Source organism: Paenibacillus sp. FSL K6-1122, assembly GCF_037977015.1.
Classification (GTDB): domain Bacteria; phylum Bacillota; class Bacilli; order Paenibacillales; family Paenibacillaceae; genus Paenibacillus; species Paenibacillus amylolyticus.
Window position 1 is genome coordinate 1,324,202 of sequence record NZ_CP150272.1, and the last position, 17,818, is coordinate 1,342,019.

The following is a 17,818-nucleotide window of genomic DNA, read 5'->3' on the forward strand; positions in this document are numbered from 1 at the left end:
AGAGTGTTAGATATGAGTATAAATATGAAGTTGAATATAAAGTGAAAAAAAGAGCTGTCCCATCGTCATAAGTCTGACGTTAGGGGACAGCTCTTTCTATTTCGTGTGTAGTCCAACATGGTTAGTGAGGTCACTAGTTTGCAGCAAAAAATCTTGATGAAAGTTTTTTGCCTAGTTAAAAATTAGACTCTAAAACCGCAAACCGCAAACCGCAAACCTCAAATCCGAAACCCATTAAGGCTTATACAACTGTTGTTGGAAAGTAGGAATTCAGCAAAACAGGTACGGGGCAGTTAAAGGACAGACTCCGATTCGTTGCCCTCCTGGATGCGACCTTTACTACCCCTAAGTAACTAAGCTCTTAAGAAACAAGACGCAAGGACACCACCATCACCCTGGCTAGCTAAGTGGTTTGTATCCACGAAAACCCCGAATAGACTTCTACGAAGCTTACTCCTCAGAACACCTTGGAACGGACTCAAACGAACCGAGCACACGCTATTCTAGGAAAATCTGCACATACCAATTTCTAACGAATCGTAGGATCGTTATTGGGTGGAATGAAGCGAATTTGTTGGTGATATGACCGATTTCTAACTGAATAGAGTGTCTGGGATTCGTTAGAATTTTCGTAGCATGATATTTGGCTAAATAAGGTGCACTGGGTTCGTAAGAGAAAAAAACTGCGAATTTGTAGCACCCTAAGTCTACTTTTAAAAACCACTTAAATTTCGAATCCCCGAATAGGCGCTTCTACGAAGCTTGCTCCTCAGAGCGTCTTGGAACGGACTCTAACGAACCGAGCACACTCTATTCGCCGAAAACCCGCACATACCAATTTCTAACGAATCGTAGGATCGTTATTGTGCTTGAGTGTGAGAGTTATCGGCAATTTGAACGAGATTTAGCCGAATACGGTGTCTGAGATTCTTTAGAATTCTCATACCACGTTATTCGGCTAAATAAGATGTGCTGTGTTCTTTAGATATAGAGCGAAGAGAAACTAACTCAAATTAAATCAAAGTTAGATTCGCAACAGATCAAGGTCGAACTCGGGAACGAGTCCTTCTTTCATGGCGCGGCCAAGCAGTGCAGTGATTGCACCGTAACCATCATCACCCAGGTTGGCGCTGAACTCGTTAACGTACAGGCCGATATGCTGTGCAGCTACAGCAGGGTCCATTTCTTGGGCATGTTCCATAACGTATGCTCTCGACTCATCGGGGTGCGCCCATGCATATTCAACGGAGGCGCGTGCCCATCCGGCGAGGGCATGAGCATCCATGTTGCGACGTGCGATGATCGCTCCAAGCGGGATCGGAAGGCCTGTGTCGCTTTCCCACCAGTTCCCGAGATCTGTCATTAGTTTGAGATCATAATTCTGGTACGTGAAGCGTGCTTCATGGATGACAAGTCCGGCATCGATCTTGCCGTCACGTACAGCAGGCATGATCTGGTCGAATGGCATGACAACAATCTCGCCTACACCACCCGGAACATTTTGCGCTGCCCACAGACGGAATAATAGATATGCTGTCGAACGTTCACTTGGCACAGCAACCCGTCTTCCAGACAAATATGCTGGGTCAGTCGTGCCATTGGCGGTCAGAACCAAAGGACCACAGCCTCTGCCAAGTGCGCCTCCAGCAGGAAGCAGAGCATAGTCAGATAACACGTATGGCAGTGCTGCATAAGATATTTTCATCACTTCAGGTGTGTCGGGTCCATCGGGATTTGCCGCCAGACCATTGGTAATATCAATATCAGCATAACGGACATCCAGCTTAGGTGCTCCCGGGATTAAACCGTGCACCCACGCGTGAAAGATAAATGTATCGTTTGGACAAGGGGAAAATGCAATTTTCATGATGTAATAACCTCCCGTAAAATGGAACTTGCGGCCTGGAGCGCATCGAGGGCGTCCTTGATGCGCCAAGCGTCGCGGTCGCGTGGACCGACCGCGTTGGATATGGCCCGCAGTTCGAGTGCTGGCACGCCGAACTGCTGGGCAGCTGTTGCCACGCCGAAGCCTTCCATGCCTTCGGCGGCGGCATCCGGCACGCGGCGCAATAGCTCCGCAGCCGTCTCCGCTGTTCCGGTCGCCGTGGACACGGTGACCGCAGTGCCTCCGCTGACAGCGAGCCCGGCCCGCTGCAGCTCATGGCGCAGGCGAGCGGCAAACTCCGTGTCCGCCGCCACAATGGACGAGCCGAATCCGAGCTCGTCCACACTAAGGAAGCCGTCTGGCGTCTGTGAGCCCAGATCGGCAGCAACCATGGCGTCGGCTACCACGAGGGAGCCGACGTCTGCCCGGCCGGGGAACCCGCCGCCGATGCCGGCACTGATCACCAGCATGTAGGCTGGTGAACTACCGGTCCCGGCAAGGGGCCCCGGCCTTGAAGATGTGGCAGATGCCTGTGCCACATCGGATGGGCTTGGCGCAGTGGAACCCTGCGCCAACGCCCTAGTGCTTGCAGCCGCTACGGCATATGCCAATGTAGCGGCTGTTCCCGCAGCGGCCGAGGCTGGGCCAACGCCCGCAGCGATGACGTCAAATCGTTCCGCGGCCGTATTTCCCAAACCACGGAGGACCGCATCTTTCTCCGCATCAACCGCGGTTACAATTAACACACGTTGTGATGAATTTGCTTGTACCGGACTAGTATCTGAAGTCGTTGTTGCCCCGCTTAAATCTCCCTGTTGGTCACTAGTCTCGAATGAGGCGTTCGCTTTATTATTCTGATCTTTATCCTGTCTATGTTCATTCATCTCGGATTCTCCTTATGAGGTATTAGAAGTGTAACATATGCCTCCATAGTATCTTTCTTACAGCAAGCTTCTAGTTACACTTCTTAGGGTTACTACTTACTTCTATATTTTCGTGTAAATGTATAGTTCAGCTTATATAAATGGAATTCGGGCATATATTTGTCCACTACAAAAGGACATTTATCTTGATTTTGTCTTTCAAAGAGTGGACACTTTTTCTAAAAAGATACTATATCCATCCATGAATATGAAACACTACATATAGATGTTTTCAGATATAAAATTAAAAATGATCTATATGTAGAATATCAATTCCGAAGTGCTTCTCATGTCCGTGTCCACCCTTTGAAAGACATATCTACAATATGTATGCTCAGTGCGGACAGCACGAGTTGGCCCTCCAAACGAACAGATAAACGATTCAAAAGGCTGGAGTCTGCCCGACCCATCCAACGCGAATCATATATAGCCTTAGGATTTTAGACCAACAAGCCAAATGAATAACGGTCCAGTCTACACTCGACCACTGCATAGTAGCTTATTTGTGCAAACCCGAATTTTAAGCAAATACACAGTTTTGCTAACTCTGATATAGCTGCCCACTTTACGGCCTACCGTTTGTGCAGACAATAGGTCTATAACACAACACAACACAACACAACACAACACAACACAACACAACACAACACAACACAACACAACAAATCTAACGCATAACAGAACGAACAACCAACCAACCAACCAACCAACCAACCAACCAACCAACCAACCAACCAACCAACCAACCAACCAACCAACCAACCAACCAACCAACCTATCAGGTTAAACATGCAAAAAAATAATCAATATGCAGTGATTGTCGAACACTTCATCTCCATCATAACGGAAGGGGAAAGACCTGAACAACATTTGCATGTAATTCTGTCAAAAGCGGTCAAGCAAAGATTTTGGGTAGCCGTATCACTTCGAGTAGCCACATCTAGCCACATCGCTTCAGATAGCCGTTTTGCCTCACCCCATGTGAACGCCACCCTGATCGAGCCCCGTCGTAAGCCGGAATGAACCTGCTTCCCCAAATTATATATGTCATTTAAACCATATAACCTATCTTTATTAACGTACTCCCAATAAAACAAGAAGTCAAAGTCAACGGTTGACAATTCGTTTTAACTGTATTAATAATAGTAGTACAGTTAATACACCTAAGAGTTGAATACGTACAGCTGTACAGCTTAGGTAATGCCTTTTTACACCCAGATAACTACACATACACCTCAGATACAGTCATTTAAACCCATAGGTTATTCACACATTTACAGAAAGGAGGTGCGGGATGTTCGAATTAGATGTACGCAGCCGTAAGGCGATCTACGAGCAACTAGTGGACAAAGTCAAAGAAATGATCGTATACGGTATTCTAAAGCCCGACGAGCAGCTTCCTTCCGTTCGTGCGTTATCCACGCAGCTGACCGTGAATCCAAATACGATTCAGAAAGCGTATCGTGAGCTTGAACGTGAAGGTTACATTTATTCTTTGCAGGGAAAAGGGAGCTTCGTATCATCGTCAGTGGAACATCCGAATGAAGCCATGAGAGATGAGATCAGAGAGTCTCTGGTGAAGTTGATTGCAGAAGCTTCGTATTCTGGTTTGACCAAAGCAGATATGACGCTTTTGTTTGAGGAAGCGATGGCCCGTATAGAGAAGGAGGAGCCTCATGATTGAGCTGAATCAAGTCGTCAAAGCATTTGAACAGGAAAAGGCAGTGGATGGCGTAACGATGCACATACATAAGGGGTCGATCTATGGTTTGCTCGGTTCCAACGGGGCAGGCAAGACATCGCTGCTCAAAATGATGGCTGGTATTTACCGTCAGGACAGCGGGACTGTTCGTATCGAAGATAATGAGATTTATGAAAATATGGATCTCAAAGGCCGCACAATTTTTATGGCAGATTCACCCTACTTTTTCCCGCAATCTTCAATAACTCAGATGGCTGCATTTTATCGTTCGGTATATCCGCGCTGGAATGAGGAACGGTTCAAGCAACTGGCTACCGTGTTCAAACTGGATGTAAAACGCAAGTTACATCGTATGTCCAAAGGCATGCGCCGTCAGGCAGCCGTATGGCTGGGACTTAGCTGTATGCCTGAAGTACTGCTGATGGATGAGCCGATTGACGGCCTCGACCCGGTCATGCGCCAGCAGATCAAAAACTTGCTGTTCCAGGAAGCGGCTGAGCGTCAAGTAACTATTGTTATCTCGTCGCACAACTTGCGTGAGATCGAAGATCTGTGTGACCATGTGGCGATTATGCACAAAGGCCGAATTATTGTAGAGAAGGATCTTGATGATCTGAAGGCCGATACGCATAAAATCCAAGTCGCATTCCGCCACCCGGACCATGCCAAAGCCATGGATGAGCAGATTGATATTTTGCATGAAGAGAAACGGGGAAGTGTATCCCTGTACATTGTCAAAGGCAACCGACAACAGGTAACGGATCAATTCCGTGTACATGATCCGTATCTGCTGGATGTACTGCCTTTGACGCTCGAAGAAATCTTTATTTACGAAATGGAGGACGCAGGGTATGATATTCAACCGATTGTTCTGTAACCGGGGCATCCTGATCCAAAATTTCAGACAACATGGATGGATAGGGATTTTATATCTCATCACATTGTTGTTCTCACTTCCGCTATATATTGGAACACAATATATAGAAGTACCTCTGGAAATCACCAGTCTGTTTCAGGCTAATGAAATTCATCTGGTATTTGCGCTGACCTTTCCTGTCGCCATAGCGCTGCTTCTCTTCCGCTATATTCAAACTGGTGCGCCTGCGGATTTATACCACAGTCTGCCCTTACAGCGTAAACATCTGTTAACGATGAATCTGTTGACCGGATATGTCATGATTCTGCTTCCGATCTGGATAACCACCGGGATTACCGGGTGGGTATGGGCGGTGCTCGATCAACCATCCTATATTTTCAGTGGTCATGATATCTGGATGTGGGGCGTGACGATGAGCATCTTCTCATTGTTTATGTTTACCCTGACGGTTGCCGTGGGAATGTGTATAGGCCAATCTATTCTGCAAGGACTTACAGTTTTTGGTCTAATATTAATTCCGGTGATCTTTTGGGGAGTTTATGAGCTTCATTTACAACGTTATTTGCTTGGCTTTACGTACAATAATTCGAGTAACTTTAACATGGAAAAAACATCCCTGCTCTTCCGAATGAGCTCTATGGGTTATTATCCTCCAGAATGGGGGGAATTGGGAATTTATGCGGCTATAACTTGTATACTCTTCGTGTTGTGTTATGTGCTGTATGCGAGAAGACATGTAGAGTCGGCGACACAAGCAATTACGTTCAGGATCGTCAAACCCATCTTCCGTTTTGGATTCATGTTCACATTGGTATTATTAGGAGGTGCCTACTTTACCAGAATTGCTCCTGAAGGATCAGGTGTATGGGGTATCTTTGGTTATCTGCTAGGTGGTGTGGTTGGTTATATTGGTGCTGAGATGATTATACGTAAAACATGGCTCATCTGGAGCAGCAGGTTACTCCCCCGGTTTGCAGTATATGGTATCGTGGCAGGATTAATTTTGTATATCCCTGTAGCCGATTGGAACGGTTACGCTAATAATGTGCCCTCAAAGGAAAATGTACAAATGGTACGACTGGGGGGAGACCATTACATCTATGTGAATGATAAAAGTGTAAAACTGGATGGTAGCCCATTTTATTCAGATACTCCGGGTTATGTGGATGCTGTGCTTGCACTGCATCAGAAAATTGTGCACTCCGATCTGCCCTTGCTCGAAAGAGTACGTAATCAGAACAGCGGTCAGAACAGAAGCAACGATGAATATGTATTGATCGACTACCAACTCAATAATGGGAAAACGATGACACGTAGGTATCAGATTCCCGAAGAAGAATTCAGGCAGGAATTAGCAGAGGTGAAACAGTGGGAAGATTATAAATCAACGACTTATGACACCTATGCACTGGATGAAGATGTTCGCAGTATTGGTATTCGATCCAGTCTCAACTCGGAGCGTAAAGTATTCATTAGCGATCCTAAGCTGATTCGTGAATTCAAGGAACTTTTGAAGTCTGAAATACTCAATCAGACATATGAGGACCAGCTATCCTCATGGGAATCGTTCGCTTCGATAGAAGTCTATCAGGATTATCTTGATGAAGCATCTTCCAAAGAAAAGCTGGATCGACCGAGCCACAGTGTGAGTTATCAGTTCAAGGCAAGCTATGGCCGCTTGATGGAATGGCTCAAACAGAACAATCTCTATGATCAACTTACGGTATCGGCTGAGGATATGGCTTCTGCCCAATTTGTTAAACAGGAGATTGATAATCAAGGTAAATACAGAATGGTGTATCCTGAGCCTAATTTTGTGGATGTAAATATCGATGGTAACAGACAGGTCGCTACCAAAAATAAAAAAATAATCAGCGATCTGCTACTGCGACAAAGAACCGGTTTTTACACCGATCAGGATACGGTCTACCAAATTAAGCTCAACTCGGTAAGGGGACCGAACATCTATATGATGCTGAAAGAAGAGGATCTGACCGAGGAAATGAAAGCTATTTTGGTCAATCAATAAGCTGGGCTGTATCAGTTGTTAACTATAAGCGGGAAGGGTTCTCCCGTTGATCGAAAGTTTTATTCAACCAGTGAAACCAGATTTACTTGACCAGACACAGTGAATGGAATATATTAGAAAAAGTAAAGGTTCGAGTGACTCGTTCAATCGAATCTCATATGGAACGGCTTATGAGGGAAGCACCCGTAAGAGCAGGCAAATGCCTGACTTGCGGGTGCTTTTTTGTCGTTCGTTGATTTCGTTGGCTATTCTGCTAAATATTTTAGAAGAAAGGGTGTAGAGACACATGCAAACAGAAGCATGGAAGGAAACGATAAATGAACAGGAGGCCATGGTATGTTGTTCCCTATTGGAACGATCAAGCTCTCATAACTTCATAGAACATCACGGTTTAGTAGAAGAGAAGAAGGGGCGACAGCATATCGAAGATATATCTACAGAAGAAATAGCTTTAATGGAGACGAGTGACATTCTATTCCCTTCTCCAATAGCAGGTAGCCATAGTCACATGATGGAACAAAGTAACGTCCGGCGTCGTCAATTGCCATCGTTGACTCATCTTATTTTTGGATCACGCCTGCTTATAGGGCTTGTAATTCTTTTCAGCGCAGGCACGATCTATTTTGCTTCTTCAGTGGAGGCTGCGGGCATAGATCTTGGCGTAACCGCGCAAAAAGCATGGGATTCTGTTTTGAACAAAGCCGACGCACAAACCAAGTTAACGTTGAAGCAAGCGTACGAGAAAGTGGGGAACTGGAAGGCTCAAGAGCAGGTTTGGGAACAAAAAATAAAGACACTTCATGCCGCCAATACCGCGGAATTGGAGCGATTACGTGTAGAAATAAGACAAACCGATGATGCGAAGGTCGCAGCTCTAGCTGAAAAGGTGAAGCAAACCCAAGCCCGATATGAACCACTATTCGCTCTCTATAGTTCAGTCAATAGACAGTTGGATGCAGCCAAAGCCGTCAAAAATAAGGAATGGAGTGCAGCGATCCGCACACAGGCAGATACGTTGAGACCCGTTGTGAAGCTTGCCAGAGAAGACATCCGGATCAAGAAAAAGGAACTTGCTGAAGCACGTAAACGGAAGAGCGCTGAAATAAAACGTTTACGAGCTATGCTAGCAGGGGCCGACTCCGCGAAGAAACAGATTCAAACGGCTAAAAAACAGGCGAGTCTGGCAAAAGAACGATATTCCAAAGCTCTACAACAGTTCAAACAGAGTACAAAACAAAGCCAAACGTCACGTGTACTCAGCTCATTGAACACCTTGGCGTCTGTAGCAGAGAAGTGGGCAGGAACAAAACAAAGTATTCATACACTGGAGCAAAACGTATCCACTACGTATGTGAAAGTCAGACAGGAAATCGCCAAGAGACCCAAATAAGAGGAAACCCGGTCCTCTCTGCAACGTACACAACTTTAGATGTAAAGACGCTTCGATGATGATGGAACGAGGTGGAGCTATTGCAGTCCAAGTTGGAAACGAAACGTACGGGGGCAAAAGGTTTTAAACGTAAACGTTACTGGATTCCCAGCGTTGTACTAATTTTGATCATAGGTTTTATTGGGATTGGTACACAATGGACACCCAAAATAACGGTATTTTTATTAAAATCATTAATTGAAACTGCTAATACAGACACAAATAGCAAGGACACTATGCTCTCGGGTGGGATAACTCGTGTTGTGGATGTACCCTATGCAGACGAAGGGCGTAATGACAGTACACTGGATATCTATTATCCTTCCGTAACATCGGAACCTTTGCCTGTTGTGTTGTGGGTTCATGGTGGTGGATGGGTCTTGGGTGACAAAAAGGATATCGCAGATTATGCCGTACAATTAGCCAAACAGGGTTACGTTGTCGTCAGTATGAATTATGCGCTCGCACCGGATACGAAATATCCCATGCCCGTGATCCAGACGAATAAGGCCTTGACCTACGTGAAGAACCATGTCAGTGAGTATCAGGGTGACCCGGAAAACATATTTCTCGCAGGCAATTCGGCAGGTGCCCAGATTGCAAGTCAGACTGCGGCAGTGGTGACCAATCCATCTCTGGCTAAACTGATGAATATAACACCGGCCGCCCAGCCAGAAGAGCTGCGTGGGGTTCTTCTATTCTGTGGTCCTTACAATCTAAGTACGGTAGCCAATACAGGTTTTCCACTCATACGGACGTTTCTTTGGTCATATACGGGAGTCAAAACATTTGAAGACTATCCACGACTGCATGAAATGTCGACCGTGCTTCAGGCCACAGCAGCGTACCCGCCTGCATTTATTACCTCAGGCAATGATGACCCGTTGACCAGTCAATCGATTGAGCTGGCACAAGTCTTGAAGCGCCTTGATGTTGAGGTGGAAACCTTGTTTTTCTCAAACTCATCAGAGAAGCTGGGACATGATTATCAATTTGATCTGGAGAGTGACGCTGGACAACAGGCGATACATTCGGCAGTACGATTCATGCAACAGTATAGTCGATGAGCAGACAAGTCTGTGGTACACTCGAAGCAAATGAGGGCGCAGGAGGAGAAGTATGGCAGATAAAGAAGATTTGACCCGGTTCGGGGTGGCGTTTCCTACACCTCTAATTGAGCAGTTTGACCAGTATATTGAGGAACAGGGATACAAAAACCGATCGGAGGCTTTCCGTGATCTTGTTCGCAAAACATTACTGCAACCTTCTGCATTACAATCCGACCAGGATGTGGCAGGCACCATTGTGATGGTCTACGATCACCATATCAGTGATCTTCCCATTCGTTTGATGGAGCTGCAGCACGAGGTGCATCATGACATCATTTCCAATATGCACGTGCACCTGAACCATGACCAATGCCTGGAGGTAATTGCCGTACGAGGGAATCTGGGACGATTGCGTCATTTGCATCAACAGATCCAGGTACAAAAAGGTGTTTTGTATGCGGAGTTGTCCGTGACTTATGTAGATGAACTCAACAAACTGGCTCATGCTCAGAGTAGCGGTCAGGTTGGCAATCCGGATCAAAGTCTGGATCATCACAATCAAGGTGCGGGTCAGCATGGTCACAGTCATCATCATCGTTCTGCGGAGTAAGACAAATACGGGTGTAATTTCTATGAAAATATAGCAAATCTAAAAAAACAGACTATTGGTTAGATGCCAACCGTCTGTTTTTTTTGTTTGTTATAATACCTGACTTTATAGAGCGCTACAAATGCTCGGTTATACAACTTTTTATTTATTAATTCTGAAATATGAAAAAATATGGATTATGAAGTGAACTTTGTTGACATATGGTTTGTGTTTTGTGCTACAATTTCTCTGAAAAGTAACACGAAAAAAGGGAGTGCAGCACAACTTTAGAGGGGGAACGACCAGAATGGGCAGATTTTCATGGAGATGGGGAAAACGAAAAGGTAGAACAGGATTAGGCATTTTGCTTGTATGTTCCATTGGTTTATCTGGTTGTGCACAGAGCACAGCGCCAATAGCTTCATCAGCAGAGAATGGACAGTCAGGTACAGCCTTAACCAAAGACGAATTGGTGCTGGCGGTTGGCACCGAGCCGGAAGGTGGGTTTGATCCAACAACCGGATGGGGGCAATATGGGTCACCACTTTTCCAGAGTACCTTGCTGAAGCGGGATGCCAAGTTACAACTGGTTAATGATCTGGCTACGGCATACTCAGTTAGTGAAGATGGGCTGACCTGGACGGTTACACTCCGGAACGATGTAAAATTCTCTGATGGGGAGCCACTTACGGCTGAAGATGTAAAATTTACGTTTGATACGGCTGCTCAGAGTGGGTCTGTGATTGATTTGACGAATATGGCTGATGTGAAGGCACCTGATGATAGCACAGTTGTATTTACACTGAAGTCGCCGCAGTCTACATTCATCAGTCTGCTGACGACACTTGGCATTGTACCTGAACACGCCTATGGCGCTGATTATGCAGAACATCCAGTCGGATCAGGGCCGTACAAGCTGGTTCAGTGGGACAAAGGACAACAGGCCATCGTGGAAGCGAATGAAGAATATTATGGTAACAAGTCTGCATTCCACAAACTCACCTTCCTCTATCTGGATGAAGATGCAGCCTACGCCGCTGCGCAGGCAGGTACGGTGGATATCGCTGCTATCCCGGCAGCGTTTAGCAAACAACAGGTGAATGGCATGACATTAGAGGCCGTGAAAACCGTAGATAACCGGGGCATCATGTTCCCCATGCAACCTGCTGGTGCCAAGTCGGGCGATGGTCTTCCCGCAGGGAATGATGTGACATCTGATCTGGCGATTCGCCAAGCGGTGAACGTTATGATTGATCGTGAGGCTTTGGTTGAGGGTGTACTGGAAGGGTACGGTCGTCCGGCTTATTCCGTCAGTGATGATCTGCCTTGGAACAATGCAGAAGCTGTATTTACAGATGCCAATCTCGAAGAAGCGAAGCAGATTCTGGCCGCTGGTGGCTGGGTGGATGCGGATGGTGATGGTATCGTCGAGAAAAACGGCGTTAAGGCCGAGTTCAATCTGCTTTATTTTGCAGGTGATTTAACAAGACAATCTCTGGCACTGGCTGCTGCGGATATGGTAGCCCAGGCGGGAATCAAAATCAATGTTGAAGGCAAAAGCCGTGAAGAGACAAAAAAGATGGCTTACTCCAACGCTGTATTGTTTGGGTGGGGCAGTCATGACCCTTTGGAAACCTATAACCTCTATAGCAGTACTCACAAAGGAGAAGGGTATTACAATGTGGGGCTGTATAGTAATCCTGTCGTGGATTCTTGGATGGACAAAGCCCTTCAGGCAACAAGTGAAGAAGAGGCATTGCCGTTCTGGCAGAAAGCGGAATGGGATGGAACAACAGGTTTCAGTTATCAGGGTGATGCGCCATGGGCATGGCTCGTAAATATAGATCATCTGTATCTGGTTACGAATGGACTGAACATTGGTGAGCAGCAGATCCATCCTCATGGTCACGGCTGGCCGGTGACAACCAATCTGGAGGAATGGTCCTGGGATAACAGTACAAAGTAGGAAACGTACCGGTAGCTTTAGCCTGAATTGGGGAGAGATTGGATGACAGGCAGGAATGGATGGGCCAGATTTGTTGGTTTTAAAATGTTGCGACTTGTATCTCTATTGGTTGGAGTCAGTGTGTTGTCTTTTATATTAATGCAATTCTCTCCTGTTGATCCGATCGAAGCCTACATTGGTGGAGACATGATCAGGGTAAGCGCCGAACAGCGCAGTTTAATCGAAGAACGTTGGGGATTGAATGAATCTCCCGTGGAACGATTACTAACCTGGGGACAAACGCTGATTCAGGGAGATCTGGGGACATCAATGATCTACAGACAGCCTGTAGCGGATATTATCCAGGAACGATTCATGAATTCTGTCGCACTTATGGCTGTAGCTTGGATATTATCCGGCATCATTGGTTTCACTCTTGGTGTAGTTGCCGCCATGAGACGGGATTCGAAGCTGGATCGCCTGATCTGTTGGTATTGTTATACGCTGGCTTCCACGCCAGTATTCTGGATTGCGCTGTTGCTGCTGATGGTATTTGGTGTGTGGCTTGGATGGCTTCCGGTTGGGCTTGGAGTACCCGCCGGGATGTCAGCTGATCAGGTTACATGGGGAGATCGGGTTATTCATATGATTTTGCCAGCGTTGACTCTCAGCCTGACCGGGGTAGCCTCTATTGCTTTGCATACCCGGCAGAAGCTCACAGATGTGCTCGAGTCAGATTATATTCTGTTTGCGAGAGCGCGAGGTGAGCGTGGATTTCAGCTGTTCCGTCGACATGGGTTCAGACATGTTGTTTTGCCAGCCATCACGCTGCAGTTTGCTTCGTTCAGTGAACTGTTTGGTGGGGCTGTGCTTGCAGAACAGGTATTTTCATACCCCGGCCTTGGTCAGGCAACGGTTCAGGCGGGGTTGCGTGGAGATGTTCCATTGCTGCTCGGACTTGTGATGTGCAGTGCAATCTTTGTTTTTACAGGTAATATGGTTGCCGACATTCTGTATCGCTTGATTGATCCACGGATGAAGGAGGAGCTGATGTCATGAAGCAGACGGTAGAACGCTCCTCCGAGCAGACGACAGAAACAGCCAAAATACAGAAAGTGAAAACTGCGAATCAAGAGGTACGGTACAACATTAATACCGAGTCTCTACAAGCTGGGAATGGAACAGGAACATCACGCCCATCGAGAAAAGATTATACGGCTGCCAGAGACCAAAATTTCCGCAACCCTCGCCAAAGAGCGGTGATCTGGGGAAGCCTGGCGGTGATCTGGATTGCCGTTGTGTGGTTGACGGGCAGACTGCTTCCCGCTGGTTCTACGCTGACTTCACTAATGGATCGGAATTTGGCTCCAACCTGGGCGCATCCATTTGGCACAGATTGGCTCGGAAGAGATATGTTCATGCGTACGTTAAAAGGATTGGCAACCAGCATTCAAGTGGGATTGCTTGCTGCATGTGGTGGCGGATTGATCGCACTGCTGTTGGGTTTGACTGCCGCTTCAAGCAAGGTTGCTGACCGGGTAATCTCATGGATTATCGACCTGTTCCTGAGTGTACCTCATCTGGTATCGCTAGTTATGCTGGCCTTTGTATTCGGTGGAGGTCTGGCAGGAGTGGCGGCAGCGATTGCGCTGACGCACTGGCCGAATCTGGCCCGGATTGTACGAGCGGAGATGATTCAACTGAAATCCGCAGAATACATTCAGATTTCACACAAGTTGGGTCAATCGCGGTTACAGATTGCGGTGCAGCATATGCTGCCACATCTGGTTCCACAACTGTTCGTGGGCGTATTGCTAATCTTTCCCCATGCGATTCTGCATGAGGCGGCCATTACGTTTCTGGGGCTGGGGCTGTCCCCGCAACAACCGGCAATCGGAATTATTTTGTCAGAGTCGATGAGATATTTATCTGCTGGCATGTGGTGGCTCGCCTTTTTCCCTGGACTGGCATTGTTGCTGGTTGTTCGTGCGTTTGATGTATTGGGCAATAGTCTGAAGACTTTAACGGGTACGGGTAGTTCAAGGGAGGTGAGGTAAATATGGCTCTTCTTGATATTGAGGGAGTGTCGGTGTCATTTCGGCGCGCTCGCGGCTGGTTTGGGCACGAACAGACTTACGTCATTCAGAATCTGGATCTTTCCATAAATGAGGGCGAGATCGTGGCTGTTGTAGGCGCAAGCGGATCGGGTAAAAGTGTGCTGGCGCAGGCCATCATGGGCATTCTACCTGCCAATGCCAAGTTGGAAGGTAGAATTAGATATAATGGCGAGCCTTTAACCCCAGAGCGGCAGTTTCATCTGCGTGGAGATGAACTGGTGTTAATCCCGCAATCCGTCAGTTATTTGGACCCCCTGATGAAGGTGGGAAGGCAAGTTCAGCCGGTAACCCGAAATCCGGGACGGAAGCGCGGCTTCATAACTCGATCCCATATGAAAAAGACGGAGCAGGAGCTGACGGAGCGATATCATCTTCTTCAAGGAACAGCCGGAAAGTACCCGTTTGAGTTGTCCGGAGGTATGGCAAGGCGGGTGTTGATGGCGACAGCGACCTCAGGTCAGCCCAAGCTGATCATTGCAGATGAGCCGACACCAGGCATTCATCCCGAAGTGCTGGCCGAGACGATGAAGCAATTTCGCGAGCTTGCAAATGAAGGCGTAGGCATTCTATGGATCACCCATGATGTCACGACAGCCCTGACGGCAGCGGATCGCATCGCTGTATTTTATGCAGGTACCAATGTAGAGGCGGCGCAGGTGGATGATTTTAAAGGGAATGGAGAACGTCTGCGTCATCCATATACAAAAGCGCTCTGGAATGCGTTGCCGCAGAACGGATTTCAGCTACTCCCAGGCTCCCAACCGTTGGCAGGTCAAGAGATCACGACAGGATGTTCATTTGCTCCCCGATGTAGCGTAGCAACCGCTGTATGTACCCGCGAACGTCCAGAACTTCGTAAGGTACGAGGCGGAGAAGTGAGGTGTTTCCATGTCACTTGAAGCACGGGACGTGAGTTACCGTTACGATCCGAAATCGTGGGTGTTCCAGCAGATGAATATGCAGGTGCAACAAGGCGAAGTCGTTGGCTTGTGGGGACCAAGTGGGTGTGGCAAAACAAGCCTTGGTCGCATCCTTGCAGGATATGCCGAACCTGTGGCAGGACAAGTACTTCTGGATGGGAAACCACTCCCACGTACAGGAGTATGTCCGGTTCAGCTGGTGTTCCAGCATCCGGAGAAAGCTGTGAATCCACGCTGGCGAATGGGCCGCGTGCTGCAAGAGGCGTCTGTGCAGGATGAACAGTTGCTCGAAGCATTGGGTATTCAGCAAGCCTGGTTGGACCGTAGGCCGAGTGAATTATCCGGTGGAGAACTGCAACGTTTCTGTGTGGCGCGGGCACTTGGTACAGCGACACGTTACGTGATCGCAGATGAGATGACAACGATGCTGGATGCCATCACTCAGGCACAGATCTGGCATACCGTGATGGAAGTGGCTCGCCAGCGTGATCTGGGATTACTGATCATAAGCCATGATCGGGATTTGCTGAACAGGTTGTGCGACAGAATTACACCGATGCCGATATCGATGTGACTGTAATTTTAATTATGTTTTGAATAAATAAAATGATCGAATACAAAGGGGTGCCCCTTGTGAAGTCATTGACCATGAATATGAGTCATGGACTTGACTACGGGGCACCCTTTTTTCTCTTTTGACAAATATTCACCATTTAACAAACAGTACACGTTTTGTTCGCAACGTACATAGATGTAACTGACAGCTTATTTGCCCGACACATTGCTTAACAACACAGATAACCTGCGCATCGCCTCTTCAACCGTGGAACGTGGACAGGCTACATTAATGCGCATGAACCCTGAGCCCTCTGTTCCAAAGAAGCTCCCGTCATTGAAAGCAAGCCCTGCTTCATGAAGAAGCATATTGCATAGTTGTGCATGTGGGATATTCAGCTCCCGGAAATCCATCCATAACAGATAGGTCGCTTCGGGCAGATGCATCTTAATCTGAGGCATATGTTCCGCAACATATTGCTGTACATACTCCATATTTCCACGGATATAGGCAAGGCACTCATCCAGCCATTCCTCGGCATCATTGTAAGCAGCTTCGGTTGCGACAGCCCCCAGTGTGCTGATATTGGCAAGTCCCATCGTTTTTACACCCTGCGCGAACGATTCCCGTAACTTAGCATTGGGGATAATGATGTTGGATGTGCAGAGGCCAGGAATGTTGAACGTTTTGCTTGGAGCCGTACAGATGATACTTAGATCAGAGACGGCGTCCGAGATCAGGGTCAGTGGTGTATGAGTTCCGCGCTGATGAACAAGATCGGCATGGATTTCATCTGAAACCATCAGTACGTTGTATTGCAGACACAATGACGTAAGCCCTTCAAGCTCTTCACGAGTCCATACCCGTCCAACCGGGTTATGAGGACTGCACAGAATCAGCATTTTGACCCGACCGGTCTGTAAGCTGGATTCCAGTTGTTCCAGATCCATCGTGTAATGACCGTTATTCTCTACCAAAGGATTGGTGATCAGTTCACGGCCCTGACCACGTACTACTTCATAGAAGGGAGCATACACCGGGGTTTGGATGACTACAGCATCTCCCGGTTGAGTGAATCGTTGTACAGCAATGCTGAGTGCGGGCACAATACCTGGAGTGAATACAATCCAGTCATCGTTAATTTTCCAGTTGTGGCGCCGTTCCATCCAGCCTGCAACAGCTGTATGATACGCTTCAGTCCGTACTGTATAACCAAAAATCCCGTGCTCCATCCGAGTTTGCAGGGCCTGAATGACGGATGGTGGAGCAGCAAAATCCATATCGGCCACCCACATCGGAAGCGCATCAGCGGCTCCGAAGATATCCTCAAGCGCATCCCATTTTTCTGATCCGGTAGAGATCCGGTTAATAGACTGATCAAATGTACTGGTATTGTTATTCATCGTATTTAATCCCCCTTGAGTTCCGTTCCTTCGACCACAAATCGACAAATAATTATCTAATACATTGGTTAATTTCGCAACTGTTGTGCGTGTATGATTAGCTTCATATGTATGGTCCGGGATTCAGGACTTTATTCATATAAGAACAACTTAAGGAGCTGGAGAACAGCGGGCATACGACAAAGACTATTTTTGTACGCCCTTGGTCCTGTTTTGTCCATTTATCGTTTACAACCTCTTGTCAGATGCTATTATATTGCTAACATTTGGTGGAACAACGGGCTGTTATCCGAATAAGCTCGTACCCATACATGATGAGCATAACTACATGAGTCTTTCGCGTACATCGAGCGATCGCTTGAATCGTATTATGCATAAGGCTGACATTTGAACT

The 17,818-nt window shown here is 47.1% G+C and carries 14 protein-coding genes; 11 read left to right on the top strand and 3 right to left on the bottom strand.

Annotated features, from left to right (window positions below; all coding sequences use genetic code 11):
- Positions 1 to 1,024 precede the first annotated feature (1,024 nt).
- Together NSQ20_RS05825 and NSQ20_RS05830 are read right to left on the bottom strand one after the other, a co-directional pair.
- Positions 1,025 to 1,867: a 1,4-dihydroxy-6-naphthoate synthase gene (locus tag NSQ20_RS05825; protein ID WP_340032077.1), complete on the bottom strand. Its 843-nt coding sequence runs from the start codon at positions 1,865 to 1,867 to the stop codon at positions 1,025 to 1,027.
- Positions 1,864 to 2,769 (bottom strand): futalosine hydrolase, encoded by a 906-nt coding sequence (locus NSQ20_RS05830; protein ID WP_340032078.1) that lies wholly within the window; start codon positions 2,767 to 2,769, stop codon positions 1,864 to 1,866. Before NSQ20_RS05830 ends, NSQ20_RS05825 begins: the two co-directional genes overlap by 4 nt.
- Before the next feature lie 1,333 nt (positions 2,770 to 4,102).
- Here NSQ20_RS05830 and NSQ20_RS05835 point away from each other — a divergent pair.
- The 11 genes from NSQ20_RS05835 to NSQ20_RS05885 all read left to right on the top strand — a co-directional run bounded on the left by NSQ20_RS05835 (position 4,103) and on the right by NSQ20_RS05885 (position 16,039).
- On the top strand, positions 4,103 to 4,492 hold the full coding sequence (locus tag NSQ20_RS05835; protein ID WP_036606399.1) for a GntR family transcriptional regulator: 390 nt from the start codon (positions 4,103 to 4,105) through the stop codon (positions 4,490 to 4,492).
- On the top strand, positions 4,485 to 5,387 hold the full coding sequence (locus NSQ20_RS05840; protein ID WP_047841850.1) for an ABC transporter ATP-binding protein: 903 nt from the start codon (positions 4,485 to 4,487) through the stop codon (positions 5,385 to 5,387). Before NSQ20_RS05835 ends, NSQ20_RS05840 begins: the two co-directional genes overlap by 8 nt.
- Positions 5,362 to 7,416 carry a hypothetical protein gene (locus tag NSQ20_RS05845; RefSeq protein ID WP_340032079.1) on the top strand — a complete coding sequence of 685 codons (2,055 nt, stop codon included), beginning with the start codon at positions 5,362 to 5,364 and terminating at the stop codon, positions 7,414 to 7,416. The genes NSQ20_RS05840 and NSQ20_RS05845 overlap by 26 nt, the downstream gene beginning before the upstream one ends.
- A 286-nt stretch (positions 7,417 to 7,702) precedes the next feature.
- The gene (locus NSQ20_RS05850) at positions 7,703 to 8,806 is read left to right on the top strand and encodes a hypothetical protein (protein WP_340032081.1); all 1,104 of its coding nucleotides are present in this window, start codon (positions 7,703 to 7,705) and stop codon (positions 8,804 to 8,806) included.
- Positions 8,807 to 8,886: 80 nt separating this feature from the next.
- The gene (locus tag NSQ20_RS05855) at positions 8,887 to 9,912 is read left to right on the top strand and encodes an alpha/beta hydrolase (protein ID WP_340032082.1); all 1,026 of its coding nucleotides are present in this window, start codon (positions 8,887 to 8,889) and stop codon (positions 9,910 to 9,912) included.
- Between the two features lie 52 nt (positions 9,913 to 9,964).
- Positions 9,965 to 10,504 (top strand): nickel-responsive transcriptional regulator NikR, encoded by a 540-nt coding sequence (gene nikR / locus NSQ20_RS05860; RefSeq protein ID WP_340032083.1) that lies wholly within the window; start codon positions 9,965 to 9,967, stop codon positions 10,502 to 10,504.
- A 286-nt stretch (positions 10,505 to 10,790) separates the two neighbouring features.
- On the top strand, positions 10,791 to 12,449 hold the full coding sequence (locus tag NSQ20_RS05865; RefSeq protein ID WP_340032084.1) for an ABC transporter substrate-binding protein: 1,659 nt from the start codon (positions 10,791 to 10,793) through the stop codon (positions 12,447 to 12,449).
- A 42-nt stretch (positions 12,450 to 12,491) separates the two neighbouring features.
- Complete coding sequence (locus NSQ20_RS05870) at positions 12,492 to 13,487, top strand: ABC transporter permease (protein ID WP_047841855.1); 996 nt, start codon at positions 12,492 to 12,494, stop codon at positions 13,485 to 13,487.
- Positions 13,484 to 14,485 (top strand): ABC transporter permease, encoded by a 1,002-nt coding sequence (locus NSQ20_RS05875; RefSeq protein WP_340032085.1) that lies wholly within the window; start codon positions 13,484 to 13,486, stop codon positions 14,483 to 14,485. The genes NSQ20_RS05870 and NSQ20_RS05875 overlap by 4 nt, the downstream gene beginning before the upstream one ends.
- A gap of 2 nt (positions 14,486 to 14,487) precedes the next feature.
- The gene (locus NSQ20_RS05880; RefSeq protein ID WP_340032086.1) at positions 14,488 to 15,444 is read left to right on the top strand and encodes an ABC transporter ATP-binding protein; all 957 of its coding nucleotides are present in this window, start codon (positions 14,488 to 14,490) and stop codon (positions 15,442 to 15,444) included.
- Positions 15,434 to 16,039 (top strand): ATP-binding cassette domain-containing protein, encoded by a 606-nt coding sequence (locus NSQ20_RS05885; protein ID WP_340032087.1) that lies wholly within the window; start codon positions 15,434 to 15,436, stop codon positions 16,037 to 16,039. The genes NSQ20_RS05880 and NSQ20_RS05885 overlap by 11 nt, the downstream gene beginning before the upstream one ends.
- Before the next feature lie 191 nt (positions 16,040 to 16,230).
- Here the strand turns inward: NSQ20_RS05885 and NSQ20_RS05890 are convergent, their stop codons facing one another.
- Positions 16,231 to 17,424, bottom strand: a complete 1,194-nt coding sequence (locus tag NSQ20_RS05890) for a MalY/PatB family protein (protein WP_340032088.1) — start codon at positions 17,422 to 17,424, stop codon at positions 16,231 to 16,233.
- Positions 17,425 to 17,818: the final 394 nt, after the last annotated feature.

Excerpts from the sequence above, each read along its gene's own strand:
- NSQ20_RS05875 (WP_340032085.1), top strand. The coding sequence starts at position 13,484 with ATGAAGCAGACGGTAGAACGCTCCTCCGAGCAGACGACAGAAACAGCC.
- NSQ20_RS05885 (WP_340032087.1), top strand. The coding sequence starts at position 15,434 with ATGTCACTTGAAGCACGGGACGTGAGTTACCGTTACGATCCGAAATCG.
- nikR (WP_340032083.1), top strand. The coding sequence starts at position 9,965 with ATGGCAGATAAAGAAGATTTGACCCGGTTCGGGGTGGCGTTTCCTACA.
- NSQ20_RS05865 (WP_340032084.1), top strand. The coding sequence starts at position 10,791 with ATGGGCAGATTTTCATGGAGATGGGGAAAACGAAAAGGTAGAACAGGA.
- NSQ20_RS05830 (WP_340032078.1), bottom strand. The coding sequence starts at position 2,769 with ATGAATGAACATAGACAGGATAAAGATCAGAATAATAAAGCGAACGCC.
- NSQ20_RS05880 (WP_340032086.1), top strand. The coding sequence starts at position 14,488 with ATGGCTCTTCTTGATATTGAGGGAGTGTCGGTGTCATTTCGGCGCGCT.
- NSQ20_RS05845 (WP_340032079.1), top strand. The coding sequence starts at position 5,362 with ATGATATTCAACCGATTGTTCTGTAACCGGGGCATCCTGATCCAAAAT.
- NSQ20_RS05840 (WP_047841850.1), top strand. The coding sequence starts at position 4,485 with ATGATTGAGCTGAATCAAGTCGTCAAAGCATTTGAACAGGAAAAGGCA.
- NSQ20_RS05870 (WP_047841855.1), top strand. The coding sequence starts at position 12,492 with ATGACAGGCAGGAATGGATGGGCCAGATTTGTTGGTTTTAAAATGTTG.
- NSQ20_RS05835 (WP_036606399.1), top strand. The coding sequence starts at position 4,103 with ATGTTCGAATTAGATGTACGCAGCCGTAAGGCGATCTACGAGCAACTA.
- NSQ20_RS05850 (WP_340032081.1), top strand. The coding sequence starts at position 7,703 with ATGCAAACAGAAGCATGGAAGGAAACGATAAATGAACAGGAGGCCATG.
- NSQ20_RS05825 (WP_340032077.1), bottom strand. The coding sequence starts at position 1,867 with ATGAAAATTGCATTTTCCCCTTGTCCAAACGATACATTTATCTTTCAC.
- NSQ20_RS05890 (WP_340032088.1), bottom strand. The coding sequence starts at position 17,424 with ATGAATAACAATACCAGTACATTTGATCAGTCTATTAACCGGATCTCT.